The sequence below is a fragment of the Nocardioides zeae genome (genome assembly GCF_010686755.1).
GTDB lineage: Bacteria > Actinomycetota > Actinomycetes > Propionibacteriales > Nocardioidaceae > Nocardioides > Nocardioides zeae.
Genome location: NZ_JAAGXA010000003.1, coordinates 229,966 through 243,608, shown reverse-complemented (window position 1 = coordinate 243,608; position 13,643 = coordinate 229,966). Strand labels below are relative to the sequence as shown.

Genomic DNA, 13,643 nt, shown 5'->3' with positions numbered 1-13,643 from the left:
GCCGGGGTGAGGAAAACGCGGACGGGTCCGGGATCGGCCCGGGAGCGCGCGAGAAGAGTGCGGGATCGGACCAGGCGACACGCCGGTGGAGCGCCCTCCGCGTCCGCGTTTTCCTTCTCCCGCCGCCAGGCGCCGCGCACTTTCATCCCCCGCCCGAGGGACCGCGCGCATTCTTCTTCTCCGCGTCCGCGTTTTCTCTCCCCCGGCGACCCCGGCGACCCCGGCGACCCCGGCGACCCCGGCGACCCCGGGCGACCCGGACGACCCGGACGACCCGGACGACCCGGACGACCAGGGCGACCCGGGCGACCCGGGCGTACCTGCGTCAGCCGCCCTCGGCGATGCGCTGGTGGTGGTGGATGACCTCGGCGATGACGAAGTTGAGGAACTTCTCCGCGAACACCGGGTCGAGGCCCGCCGACGTCGCGAGCGAGCGCAGCCGGGTGATCTGCCGTTCCTCGCGCGCCGGGTCGGCGGCCGGGAGCTGCTGCTCGGCCTTGAGCACCCCGACGCGCTGCGTGCACTTGAACCGCTCCGCGAGCAGGTGCACGAGGGCCGCGTCGATGTTGTCGATGCTGGAGCGCAGGGCGGCCAGCTCGGGCGGAACCTCGCCGGCCGTCGCCCCCGCCGTAGCCGTCCCCGTCTCGGTCACGTCGTCGCTCACGGGAGCCAAGGATAGGCGGGCGGCACCGCTCAGCGGCCGAGCAGTCCCCGCACGAGCTCCCGGACCGTCCCGAGCAGCACGGAGGCCGGGTCGCGACCCGGCTCCCCGGGCGACCCGGGCGACCCGGGCGACCCGGGCTCCGCCGGTCCGTCGGGCGGTGTGCCCCAGTCGAGCGTGCTCCACGACGCGTTGAGCACGACGAGCACGCGGGAGCCGTCGGGGTTGGCGTAGGCCACCGTCTCCACCGGCGACCGCTGCGTCGAGGTCAGCAGCACCGCACCGGGCTGCACGAAGCGGGAGAGCTGGGACCAGTACGCCGCGGACTGGCCCACCGTGTAGCCCTCGTCGCCCACCTCGACCATGCCCCGGCAGGTCGCGCACCCGCCGAGGTGCGGCCCGCCGGCCGTGTCGAGCGCCAGGTTCCAGTAGAGGGAGGCGACCGCGCCGTACCGGAGCGGGTTGAGGAGGGCCAGGTGGGTCTCGTTGACGAGGTTCTGCCGCGTGTCGCGCCAGTGGCTGGTGCCGGTGCACTCCGTCATCCACGCCGGTCGCGCGGTGGTCTGCTGGGCGGCGGGCTCGCGGCGGCGGTTGGACTCGTAGCAGTGGTAGCCGATCGCGTCGACCTCGTCGCCGGCCGCGGCGAGAAGGGCGGCGGGGTAGCCGGTGGGGCGGTCGGTGCCCTCGTCCACGTAGTTGTGGTCCCAGCCGAGGATGGCGACGTCGTCGAACCCGGCGGCGTCGAGCACGGGTCGCAGCACGGTCGCGAGCCGGGCCTGCGTGGCGACGGGCATGGTCATCGTGGGGTAGGTCGAGTTGCAGTGCTGCGGCTCGTTGCCGAGCGACACCTGGGCGACGTCGACGCCCTCCGCGGCGTACGCCTGGAGGAAGCGCACGTAGTAGCGCGCGTATACCTCGACCATGTCGTCGCGCAGCTGGTTCTGCTGCTGCCAGCAGTCCCCGACGTACTTCCCCGACCGCTTCATCCACCCCGGCGCCGACCACGGCGCGGCGACGACGACGAGGTCGGGGTCGACCGCGAGCGCGTCCCGCAGCACCGGCAGCACGTGGGCCCGGTCGCGCTCGATCGAGAACGACGCGAGCGTGGGGTCCGGCGTGTCCGCGTAGCTCGCGTGCCCCGGTGTCGCGACGAAGTCGCTCGCCCCCATCGCCAGGCGCACCACGTCGAGCGAGGCGCCGTCGGCGCCGAACAGGTCGTCGAGGATCGCGTCGCGCTGCGGCGAGGTGTCGATGACGTACGCCGCGGAGTCGGTCAGCGCGCCGCCGAAGCCCACGACGGGGGAGGTGTCGGGCACGGCGTCGCCGACCGCGAGCTCCTCGCCGCCCACGACGGGTCGGGCGGCGAGCGGCGCGCGCGCGGCGACCTGCTCGGTCAGCCCGTCGGCGGTGGCCGTGGTGCGCCACGACGCGACGCCGGTGTCACCGGGCCGCCAGACGTAGGTCGTCACGGACGTCGGCGGCAGGGTGTCCCGGACCGCGACGTCACCCAGGTCGATGCGGACGTCGCTGCGGGTGTCGGCGGCGGGCTGCGCGGGCGCGGCCGCGCTCGTGGTGGCGACGAGCGCCACCAGGGCGGTGGTCGTGACGGAGAGGCGCAGGAGGGGCGTGGGGAGCATGGGAGGCGTCGACTTTCTGGGGCCCGGGGGAAGGCGTGGCGCCCTGACGACCGGAGGGGGAGGGTGTCGTCGTCCGGCAACCTACGGCATCTCGGGCCCCGGCGGAACGGTTCCTCAAGGAATCCTCAAGGCGCGTCGGGCGGAATAGCGACCCGGTGGAAAACGATTCGCTCCTCGACGATGAGTTCTGGGAGCCTCTCCGGTCGGACCCGTCGTCCGTCGCACCACCCGCCCCCGCTCCAGGAGACGCCGCTCATGACCGACACCCGCGCCGAGGCGCTGCCCGCGACGGGACCCGCCGCGGGGTCCGCGCTCGAGCGCCGCGACGTCGTCCTCATCGGCGTGCTCCTGGTCGCCACCTTCGTGGTGATCCTCAACGAGACCGTCATGAGCGTCGCCCTGCCGGTGCTGCAGACCGAGCTCGGGGTCGACCCGAGCGTCGGCCAGTGGCTCACGACGGCGTTCCTGCTGACCATGGGCGTGGTCATCCCGCTGACGGGCTACCTCATCTCGCGGCTCGGCACCCGCACGCTCTTCGGGGTCGCGATGAGCCTCTTCACCGCCGGCACGACGCTCGCCGCGCTGGCTCCCGGGTTCGGCGTGCTCCTCACCGCGCGGGTCGTCCAGGCGTCGGGCACGGCGATCATGCTGCCGCTGCTGATGACCACGATCATGACGCTCGTGCCGCCGTCCCGCCGCGGCGTGATGATGGGCAACATCTCGATCGTCATCTCCGTGGCGCCGGCCCTGGGGCCGACGCTGTCCGGCGTCGTGCTCGAGCACCTCGGCTGGCGCTGGGTCTTCGGCCTCGTCGTGCCGGTCGCCGTGGCCGCCCTCGTGCTCGGGCTGCGCCTGGTGCGGCCGGTCGCCGCCCCGCTGGCCGCCCCCGTGGACCTCGTCTCGGTGCCGCTGGCGGTGCTGGGCTTCGGCGGCCTGGTCTACGGCCTCGTCAGCCTCGGGCACGCCGCAGAGGGGTCGCACGGACTGTCCCCGGCGGTGCCGTTCGGCGTGGGCGTCCTGGCGCTGGCGGCGTTCGTCGGGCGCCAGCTGCTCCTCGCCCGCACCGACCGCGCGCTGCTCGACCTCCGCGTCTTCGCCTCGCGCCAGTTCACCGTCGCGATGGCGGCGATGCTGGTGGCGATGGCCGCGATGATGGGCACCTTCATCCTCGTGCCCTACTACGCCCAGACCGTGCTGGGCATGGGACCGACCGCGACCGGCCTGCTGACCCTGCCGGGCGGCATCCTCATGGGGGTGGCCGGCCCGATCGTCGGACGGGTGTACGACGCCCGCGGACCCCGTCCGCTCCTCCTGCCCGGTGCGGCCCTCATCAGCGCGGCCCTGTGGATGCTCGCGACCATCGGGGCCGACACCCCCGTGGCGTGGTTGCTCGCGGCGTACGTCGTGCTCTGCATCGGTCTCGCCGTCACCTTCACGCCGCTGATGACGGTGGGCCTGGGGTCGGTGCGCCCGGCGCTCTACGCGCACGGCTCGGCGGTGCTGGGCACCTTCCAGCAGGTGGCCGGGGCGGCCGGTACGGCGCTGTTCGTCACCGTCATGACCATCGTCTCCACGCGGTCGGCCGAGGGTGGCGCGACGACCGAGGTCGCGGTGGCGGACGGCGTGCGGTCGGCGTTCCTCGTCGGCGCCTGCGTGTCGCTGCTGCTCCTCGTCGTCGTGACGTTCGTGCGGCGCCCGGAGCAGGAGCCTGCGTCGGGGCCTGCTGCGGACGGCGCGCCGCTGCCCCACTGAGCGGCGCCCGCGGCGCGGGCATCCGTCACACTGGTCGTCGTGGACGTGACCGCGTGCATCTACTCGCCGGACGGGGCGCTGCGCCTCGAGCCCGACGAGTTCCTCGACGCCGCGCTGCTGTGGTGGCCGGACGCGGTCGCCGTCGACGTGCGTCGCCGGATCCCCCGGTCGCGCCGCGTCGGGGTGCGGATCGAGGCGCCCGGCGAGCGGCCGTTCCAGGTGCGCCTGTCGCAGGACGGCACCGAGCTCGTCACCGACGGTGACCACGTGCAGCAGATCTGGTTCGCGATCTGGGCCCGCTCCCGGGTGCCGTACGACGCGCCGGGCCGCCTCGTGCTCGTCACCGCCGACGCCTCCGAGGCGGCCCTGCTGACGCCGGGGATGACGCCGCGCGAGGTGTGGGCGGCCTGGCGGGGGCAGAGCGAGGAGTGGCAGCGCTTCGCCCGCGGGTGGCTCGCGGGCACGTTGGCGGGGTAGGTCCTGCGTCGAGGTGGGTCGTACGGCGCGGCGGGCCGGCTCGGCGGGCCGGCTCGGCGGGCCGGCTCGGCGGGGCCACGAAATGGTCAGCAACGACAGGTGAGTCGGCGTCCGGACCGTCGTCGGTGACCATTTCCGGGAGTCGCGCTGCGGCGGGCGGTGGCACCTCGTGCGGGTCCCTGTGGAGGACCGTCCGGGAGTGTCGGTCGCTCGTGGCAGGCTCTCCCGCGTGACCCTCACCGTGCACCGCGCGACCAGCACCGGCGTCCTCGCCGACGCGCTGGCCGAGCTGCTCGCGCACCCGGTGGACGACCCGTTCGCCGACGAGCTGGTGGTCGTGCCGGAGCGGGGCATCGAGCGCTGGCTGGCCCAGCGGCTCTCCCACCGGCTCGGGGCCGGGCCGCGGGGCGGCGACGGCGTGTGCGCAGGCGTGCGGTTCCTGAAGCCGCACTCGTTGGTGACGCTCCTCCTCGATCGCGACCGCGAGGACCCGTGGGACCCGGCGCGTCTCGTCTGGCCGGTCCTGGCGGTCGTCGACGCCCACCTCGACGAGCCGTGGTGCGCCCCGCTGGCGCGGCACCTCGGCGCGGTGCTGTCCCCCGGTGAGCCGCCCGAGCTCGGCGAGCTCCGGCGTTCGCGCCGCTGGTCGGTCGCGCGTCGCCTCGCGGGGCTCTTCGGTTCCTACGCGTCGCAGCGTCCGCGCCTGCTGGCCGACTGGCGGGAGGGACGGGCTCTCGACGGCGCGGGCGAGCGGCTGCCCGACGACCTGCACTGGCAGGCCGAGCTCTGGCGTCGGGTGCTCGACGAGGTGGACGCGCCGCCGCCCGACGTGCGGCACGCGCAGACCGTCGCCGCCCTGCGCTCCGGCGCTCTCGGCGAGCTGGACCTGCCCGGCCGTCTCTCGCTGTTCGGGCACACGCGCCTGCCCGCGGCCGAGCTCGAGCTCCTCGCCGCCCTGGGGGAGCACCGTGACGTGCACCTGTGGCTCCCGGTCGCGTCCACGGAGGTGGCACGCAGGCTCGACGCGCACGCCCCCGGGGGAGCGGCGGCGCCCGTGCGGGCCGACCACGACACCGACGTGCTCGTCCACCACCCGCTGCTCGCCGCGCTGGGTCGGGACGCACGGGAGCTGGGCCTGCGCCTCGCCGCGCTGCCCCGCATCGCGGTGGTGACCCACGACGACCTCGACGAGCCCGGTCCCGGCGCCTCGCTGCTCCGCCTCCTGCAGGCCGACGTGCGTGCCGACCGGCTCCCCGACGAGCACGACCGTGCCGCGCGCACGCGGGCGGTGGACACGTCGGTGCAGGTGCACGCCTGCCACGGGCCCGCGCGCCAGGTCGAGGTGCTCCGGGAGGTGCTCGTCGGCCTGTTGGCGGACGATCCCACGCTCGAGCCGCGGGACGTGCTGGTCATGTGCCCCGACGTCGAGACCTACGCGCCGCTGATCGAGGCGGGCTTCGGGCTCGCCGGTGCCCTCGACGAGGGCGAGGAGCCCGCGGCCCGGGAGGGGCGCCACCCCGCCCACCGGTTGCGGGTCCGTCTCGCCGACCGTGCGCTCGGCAGCACCAACCCGCTGCTGGCCCTCGCCGAGCGCCTCGTCGCGCTGGCGGGTGGGCGGGTCACGGCATCCGACGTCCTCGACCTGGCGTCGCTCCCCGCGGTGCGGCGCCGCTTCCGCCTGGCCGACGACGACCTGACGGTGCTGCAGCGCTGGGTGGCCGACGCCGGCGTGCGCTGGGGGCTCGACGCGCCCCACCGCGCGGGGTTCGGCCTCGACGGCATCGCCCAGAACACCTGGCGGGCGGGCCTCGACCGGGTCCTGCTCGGCGTCGCGCTCTCCGGCGACGAGCCGCACTGGTTGGCCCACGCCCTGCCGCTCGACGACGTGGGCAGCGGCGCGATCGACCTGGCCGGGCGGATCGCCGAGCTGGTCGACCGGTTGCAGCACACCCTCGACGCCCTCCACGGCCCGGCTCCGGCCGACCGGTGGGCGACGGTGCTCGCGGAGGGAGTGGCGTCGCTCGCCGCCGTCGCCCCGGCCGACGCCTGGATGCAGGCCGAGGTCGAGCGCGAGCTGGCGCGCCTCGCCCCCGACGACGACACCGCGTCGCCGCCCCTGGTGCTGCCGGACGTCCGTGCGCTGCTGTCCCGCCGCTGGTCCGGCCGCCCCACGCGCACGAGCTTCCGCACGGGCACCCTGACCGTCGCCACGCTCGTGCCGATGCGCTCGGTCCCGCACCGGGTGGTCTGCCTGCTCGGTCTCGACGACGGCGTGTTCCCGCGGGCCGGCATCGACGACGGCGACGACGTCCTCGCCCGGCGGCCGCTCCTCGGCGAGCGCGATCCCCGCGCGGAGGACCGGCAGCTGCTCCTCGACGCCGTCATGGCGACGGGCGAGCGGCTGGTGGTGACCTACACCGGGGCGACCGAGCACACCGGCGGGGTGCGACCGCCGTCGGTGCCGGTGGGCGAGCTGCTGACCGCGGTGCGGGCCACCGCTCCGGTCGAGCGACCCGTGGTGGTGCGGCACCCGTTGCAGCCGTTCCACCCGGCCAACCTGGCGTCGGGGACGCGCACGGGGGACGGTCTCGTGCCGCCCGGGGCACCGCCCTTCAGCTTCGACCCGACCGCCCTCGCCGGTGCGCGCGCGGTCGTGCGCGAGCGCGCCCCCCGCGGTCCCTTCGTCGACGCGCCGCTGCACCGCGCCCGCGACACGGAGGTCGCGCTGGAGGACCTCGTGCGGTTCGTCGAGCGGCCCGTGCGGGAGTTCCTGCGCACGGGGCTCGGGGTCGGCAGCCGGTTCGACGCCGACGAGGTCGAGGACGCGCTGCCGCTGGAGCTCGACGCGCTCGACCGGTGGGGCGTCGGTGCGCGCCTCCTGGCGGACGTGCTGGGCGGCGTCCACCCGGAGCTGGCCCGGGAGGCCGAACGGCGCCGGGGACACCTGCCGCCCCGGGCGCTGGGCGCCCGCACCCTCGCGAGCGCCGAGCGGGACGTGCGGGCCCTGTACGTCGACACCGTCGACCTGAGGTCCGGCGACGCCCGCACGCTCGACGTGGACGTCGACCTGGGTGACGGCCGGCGGCTGGTCGGCACCGTCGGCGGTGTGCACGGCAACCGTCTGGTGTCGGTCGGGTTCTCCGGCGTGCGGGCGCGGCACCGCATCGGGGCGTGGGTGCGGCTGCTCGCCCTGTCGGCGGGCCATCCCGACGCGTCCTTCACGGCCCACACGGTCGGTCGCAGCGGTCGGTCCGGGCCGCAACGCTCCCTGGCGGGCCCGCTCGACCACCGGGCGCTCGACCACCTCCGCGCCCTCGTCGACCTCCGGGACCGCGGGCTGGCCGAACCGCTGCCCATGCCGGTCCGCACGACCTGCGCGGTGGCCGAGGCCATGCGCCGGCAGCGGGCCGGCGACGACGTCGAGCTGGAGGTGGTGGCGCGGCGCGAGTGGGAGACGTCGCGCGACCGGGCTGCCGTGCCGGGCGAGCAGGAGGATCCGGAGCACACGTTGGTCTTCGGCGACGCCTCCGGCGTGGAGGTGCTGCTCGGGCCGCCGCGCGACGACGAGCTGTGGGTCCCGACCACCGAGGGCGCGGGCTTCCGCACCCGGATCGGGCAGCTCGCCTGGCGGGTGTGGGGTCCGCTGGTCACCGGCGGCGAGCGGATGGGGCCGCTGTGAGCGCGGGGACCGCGCCGACGCCGGAGCTCGCGCCGTTCGACGTGCTGGGTCCGCTGCCGCAGGGCACGACACTGCTCGAGGCCAGCGCGGGCACCGGCAAGACCTGGACGATCGGGGCGCTGGTCGCGCGGTACGTCGCGGAGGGCCACGCCCGTCTCGACGAGCTGCTCGTCGTCACGTTCGGGCGGGCCGCGAGCCAGGAGCTGCGCCAGCGGGTGCGGGGCCAGCTGGTCGACGTGGCGTCCGCGCTGGCGACGACGCTCGCGCGACCCGAGGCCGGGGGAGGCGCCGAGGACGCCACCACGACGGGTGACGAGGGGCCGGCCGGGCCGGCCGGGCCCCGGTCCGCGACGGAGGCCCCGGACGTGGACGAGGTGGTCGCCCTGCTGTGCACCGGCGACCGGGAGACCCTGCGGGCGCGGCACGCCCGGGTCAGCACCGCGCTCGCCCACTTCGACGGTGCCACCATCGCCACGATCCACCAGTTCTGCCAGCAGGTGCTGCGCAGCCTGGGGGTCGCGGGTGACACCGACCCGTCGGCCCGCCTGGTGGAGGACGTCGGAGACGTGCGCGACGAGGTGGTCGACGACCTCTACCTGCGGGGCTTCGTCGACGAGGAGGCGCCCGTCTTCTCGGTCGCGGAGGCCCGTCGCCTGGGCGCGGTCGCGGTCGGCGACCCGCAGGCAGCGCTGGTCCCGGAGCACCCGGCGGAGGGCACGCCCGCCCTGCGGCGGGTGCGGTTCGCGCGTGCCGTCCGGGCGGAGGTCGAGCGTCGCAAGCGCCAGGCCGGCCTGTTGGGGTACGACGACCTGCTCAGCCAGCTCGCCACCGCCCTGGAGGACCCGGACGCTGCTGCGCGCACCCGGATGCGGCAGCGCTGGCGCGTCGTGCTGGTCGACGAGTTCCAGGACACCGACCCGGTGCAGTGGCAGGTCTTCGACCGGGCGTTCTCGGGCCACGCCACGATGGTGCTGATCGGCGACCCCAAGCAGGCGATCTACGCCTTCCGCGGGGGTGACGTCGCGACGTACCTGGAGGCGGCCGCGACCGCGTCCACCCACCAGACGCTCGCGACGAACTGGCGGTCCGACCGCGCGCTCGTGGATGCGACGAACCGGTTGCTCGAGGGCACGGCGCTGGGCGACGACCGCATCGTCGTGCGTCCCGTGAGCGCCCACCACACGGTCGCGCGACTGGGCGGCGCGCCGTCGGACGCGCCCTTCCGGCTGCGGGTGGTGCGGCGCACCGACGTGAGCCGGGTGACGCGCCAGGGGCGCGGCCTGCGCATGGACCAGGTGCGGCCCCACGTCGACACCGACTGCGCGCGCGACATCGCGGCGCTGCTCGCCTCCGAGGCGCAGTGGGACGGGCGACGGCTGCAGGCGGGCGACGTGGCGGTGCTCGCCCACACCCGGCGCCAGCTCGGAGCCGTGCGCGACGCCCTCGCCGAGGTCGGTGTGCGCGCGGTCTTCGCGGGCGGCGGCAGCGTCTTCGCGACCCCCGCCGCGGAGGAGTGGCGCACGCTGCTGAGCGCCGTCGACGCGCCCCACCGCTCGCTGCTCGTGCGGGCGGCCGCGCTCACCTCGTTCTTCCCCGACACCCCGGCCTCGCTCGCCGCGGAGGGCGACCGTGCGACCGACCGCACCGCCGACGCACTGCGCCGCTGGTCGGTGCTGCTCGCCCGCCGGGGCGTGGCGGCCGTGTTCGAGGCGGCCCAGCGCGGGGGCCTGGCGGCGCGCGTGCTCGCCCGTGTCGAGGGCGAACGCCACCTGACCGACCTGCGACACCTCGCGGAGGCCCTCCACGCGGCCTCCCGCGGCGAGGCCCGGGGCGCCGGCGACCGTGCGCGGGGCGAGGCGCTCGGTCCGTCGGGCCTCGTGGCCTGGCTCGAGCACGAGATGCGGGAGGGCGCGGGCGACGGGGTCGACGAGCGCACGCGTCGGCTCGACAGCGACCTGGCGGCCGTGCAGCTCGTGACGATCCACGGGAGCAAGGGCCTGCAGTACCCGGTGGTCTACCTGCCCTGGCTGTGCGACCGCTACGTCTCCGAGCCCACCGTCCCCCTGTTCCACCTGCCCCCCGACGAGCGGGGGCACCGACGCCGCGCGATCGACGTCGGCGGGGAGTCGGGGCCGCACTGGCGGCGCAGCTGCGAGGAGCACCAGGCGGAGGATGCGGGGGAGTCGCTGCGGCTGCTGTACGTCGCGGCGACCCGCGCGCAGTCCCAGGTGGTCGCCTGGTGGGCGCCGACGAACAACACGGCCGGCTCCCCGCTGCACCGGGTGCTGTTCGGCCGCACCCGCGGGGTGCCCACGGTGCCGCTGACCGTGCCCCTGCCGAGCGACGACGACGCCTGGGCCCGGCTGGCCGCGCTCGAGGCCGCCGGGGGGCCCGTGCTGGAGCACGCGCTGCCCGCCCCGACACCGGCGCGACCGCCCGAGACGGCACCGCCCGTGCTCGCGGTGCGCTCGTTCGACCGCGACGTCGACCTCGGCTGGCGGCGCACGTCGTACTCGGCGTTGGCGGCCGGTGGCGCCGGGTCGGTAAGCGGCGGGCACGAGCCGGTGCTGCCTCCCACCAGCGAGCCCGAGGTCGTGCCGCGCGACGACGAGCCCGACACGGCGAGGCCGCCGGACGACGACCCGCCGGAGGTTCCCGGCGACCTGGTCTCCCCGATGGCGGACCTCCCGGTCGGCGCGACCTTCGGCTCGTTGGTGCACGCCGTGCTCGAGCACGCCGACCTCACGGCCCCGGACGCCGCGGAGCGGATCGCCGTGCTGGTGGCCGAGCAGCGCACGTGGTGGCCGGTGCCCGACCTCGACGAGGAGGCCCTGGTGCGGGCCCTCCTCGCGGTGGCCACGTCACCGCTCGGTCCGCTGGCCGGGGGGCGCACCCTCGCGGCCGTCGCCCCGGCGGACTCGCTGCGCGAGCTGGACTTCGAGCTCCCCCTGTCCGGGGGCGACCTCGCCCGGGGCGCGGGAGGCTCCTCGATCGTGCTGGGCGACCTCGCGCCGGTCCTGCGGGCGCACCTCCCCGAGGGGGACCCCGTGCGGAGCTACGCCGCGGTGCTCGACGCCGACCCGGCGCTGGCGGAGCAGCCGCTGCGGGGCTACCTGGGCGGGTCGGTGGACGTGCTCCTCCGGCTCCGCGGGGCGGGCGTCGACCGGCACGGGAACGAGGTGGACCGCTACGTGGTGGTCGACTACAAGACGAACTGGCTGGGCCCGCACGGCGACGACGCGCCTCCGCTCCGGGCCTCGACCTACCGACCGGAGGCGATGGAGGCGGCCATGGCGGGCAGCGACTACCCGCTCCAGGCCCTGCTCTACGCGGTGGTGGCCCACCGGTTCCTGCGGTGGCGCCTGCGTGACTACGACCCGGCGACCCACCTGGGGGGCGTCCTCTACCTCTACCTGCGCGGCATGTGCGGTCCGCGCACCCCCGTCGTCGACGGGCAGCCGTGCGGTGTCTTCGCCTGGGTCCCGCCCGTCCCGCTGGTCGAGGCGGTCAGTGCCCTGCTGGACGGGGGTGACGACCGGTGAGCGAGCTCTTCGAGCCCGACGGGCCCCACGACCACCGGATCGCCGCGGCGGCTCCGGAGGGGGTGCTCCGTGCGTTCAACCACGCCGGGGTGCTCACGGCGGCCGACGTGCAGGTGGCGACGCGCGTCACCGGCCTGGCGGTGCTGGCCGACGGGCGCGGCGCCGAGGACGACCTGGCCCTGCTGGCCCTGGCCCTCTGCGTGCGGTCGGTCCGCAGCGGCTCGGTGTGCCTCGACCTCGACACCGTCACCGTGTCCACCGCGGCGCCGGACGGTTGGGACTGGCCCGACCACGACACGTGGTGCGCCGCGATCGACGACAGCGCGCTGGTGGCGACGGGCGTGCTCCACCGCGGCGGGTCCCTGGTGCACCTCGACCGCTACCTGCGGGAGGAGCGCCAGGTCGCCGACGACCTGCGGGTCCGCGAACGGCAGCCGGCGCCCGCCGTCGACCTGGGGGTGCTGGAGCACGGCGTGACGCGCGTGTTCCCCGCGCCGGAGGACGAGGAGCAGCGCACCGCGGCCCGCCACGCGCTGACGCGCCGCACCACGGTGCTGACCGGAGGTCCGGGCACCGGGAAGACGACCGCGGTCGCGGGGCTGCTCGCGCTCCTGGCCGAGCAGGCGGAGCACGATCCCCGTGGCCGCGCGCCCCGGGTAGCGCTGGCCGCGCCGACGGGCAAGGCCGCTGCACGCCTCACGGAGGCCGTGGCGGAGTCGGCGCAGCGCTTCGCGGCCGCCGACTCCGAGCGCGTCGCCCGGCTGGTGCAGGGCGCGCCCGCGACGACGCTCCACCGGCTCCTCGGCGCGCGGCCGGACTCCTCCGTCCGCTTCCGGCACCACCGCGGCAACCGCCTGCCCCACGACGTCGTGGTGGTGGACGAGGCCTCGATGCTGTCGCTGACCCTCACCGCCCGGCTGCTCGAGGCGGTGCGGCCCGACGCCCGGCTGCTGCTGGTCGGCGACCCCGACCAGCTGGCCTCGGTGGAGGCCGGAGCGGTGCTCGCGGACCTGGTGGCGGGCTTCGGCGACGCGACCGGACGCGAGAGCCCGGTCGTCCGGTTGCGCACCTCCCACCGCTTCGGGGCGTCCATCGGCGCCCTGGCCGCCGCCCTGCGCGACGCCGACGTCGAGCGCGGCACCGGGCCCGCGACCGGCGAGCCCGCTGCCGCGGAGCGCGTCCTGGGGCTGCTCCGCGACGTACGGCGCCGGCCCGGGGCCCCGGTCGATCCCACGGCACCCGTCGGGTTCGTCGCGATGGCGGAGCCAGCGACGGAGGGGGCCCTCGACGAGGCGCTGCGACCGCTCGTGCTGCCGACGGCCCGTGCGGTGCGGGCCGCCGCGCTCGCGGGGGATGCCGCGGCGGCGCTCGCGCTGCTGGCCGAGCACCGGTTGCTGTGCGCGCACCGGTCCGGCCCCGCCGGGGTGGCCGCCCAGAACCGTCGCGTGGAGACGTGGCTGGCGGAGGAGGACCCCGGGGTGGTGCCGGGGGGCTCCTACGCGGGCCGTCCCCTCCTCGTCAGCCGCAACGACCCGGGCCTCGGCCTGGCCAACGGTGACACCGGCGTCGTGGTGCGGGCACCGGACGGTGCGTTCCGTGCTGTCTTCGCCACGCCGGGCCGTCCCCGGGAGCTGGCGCTGAGCCGGGTCGGCGACGTCGAGACCATGCACGCCCTGACGATCCACAAGGCGCAGGGCAGCCAGGCGGAGCGCGTCACGGTGCTGCTGCCCGGCCCGGAGTCGCGGTTGCTGACGCGGGAGCTGCTCTACACGGCGGTCACCCGCGCGCAGCGCTCCGTGTGCCTCGTGGGGTCCGAGGAAGCGGTCACGGCCGCCGTGGGGCGCCACGTCCAGCGCGCCAGCGGCCTCCGCGAGCGGCTCCGCGCGGCCGACTGA

The 13,643-nt window shown here is 76.3% G+C and carries 7 protein-coding genes; 5 read left to right on the top strand and 2 right to left on the bottom strand.

All coding sequences use genetic code 11. From position 1 onward, the window contains the following. Positions 1–325 precede the first annotated feature (325 nt). Both G3T38_RS06125 and G3T38_RS06120 read right to left on the bottom strand, forming a co-directional pair. A complete protein-coding gene (locus G3T38_RS06125) occupies positions 326–664 on the bottom strand; it encodes a chorismate mutase (RefSeq protein WP_338037493.1) in 339 nt (112 codons plus the stop codon). 29 nt (positions 665–693) lie between these two features. Beyond that, the gene (locus G3T38_RS06120; RefSeq protein ID WP_163771209.1) at positions 694–2,298 is read right to left on the bottom strand and encodes a glycoside hydrolase family 30 protein; all 1,605 of its coding nucleotides are present in this window, start codon (positions 2,296–2,298) and stop codon (positions 694–696) included. A gap of 255 nt (positions 2,299–2,553) precedes the next feature. Between G3T38_RS06120 and G3T38_RS06115 the strand changes: the two genes are divergently transcribed. The 5 genes from G3T38_RS06115 (at position 2,554) to recD (ending at position 13,643) form a co-directional block, all read left to right on the top strand. Beyond that, complete coding sequence (locus G3T38_RS06115; protein WP_163771208.1) at positions 2,554–4,050, top strand: MDR family MFS transporter; 1,497 nt, start codon at positions 2,554–2,556, stop codon at positions 4,048–4,050. 39 nt (positions 4,051–4,089) lie between these two features. After that, the gene (locus tag G3T38_RS06110) at positions 4,090–4,527 is read left to right on the top strand and encodes a hypothetical protein (protein ID WP_163771207.1); all 438 of its coding nucleotides are present in this window, start codon (positions 4,090–4,092) and stop codon (positions 4,525–4,527) included. A gap of 229 nt (positions 4,528–4,756) precedes the next feature. Next, a complete protein-coding gene (gene recC / locus G3T38_RS06105) occupies positions 4,757–8,206 on the top strand; it encodes an exodeoxyribonuclease V subunit gamma (protein ID WP_163771206.1) in 3,450 nt (1,149 codons plus the stop codon). Further along, a complete protein-coding gene (locus G3T38_RS06100; RefSeq protein WP_163771205.1) occupies positions 8,203–11,748 on the top strand; it encodes a UvrD-helicase domain-containing protein in 3,546 nt (1,181 codons plus the stop codon). The genes recC and G3T38_RS06100 overlap by 4 nt, the downstream gene beginning before the upstream one ends. After that, entirely contained in the window at positions 11,745–13,643 is a 1,899-nt protein-coding gene (recD, locus tag G3T38_RS06095) for an exodeoxyribonuclease V subunit alpha (protein WP_163771204.1), read from the top strand. The genes G3T38_RS06100 and recD overlap by 4 nt, the downstream gene beginning before the upstream one ends.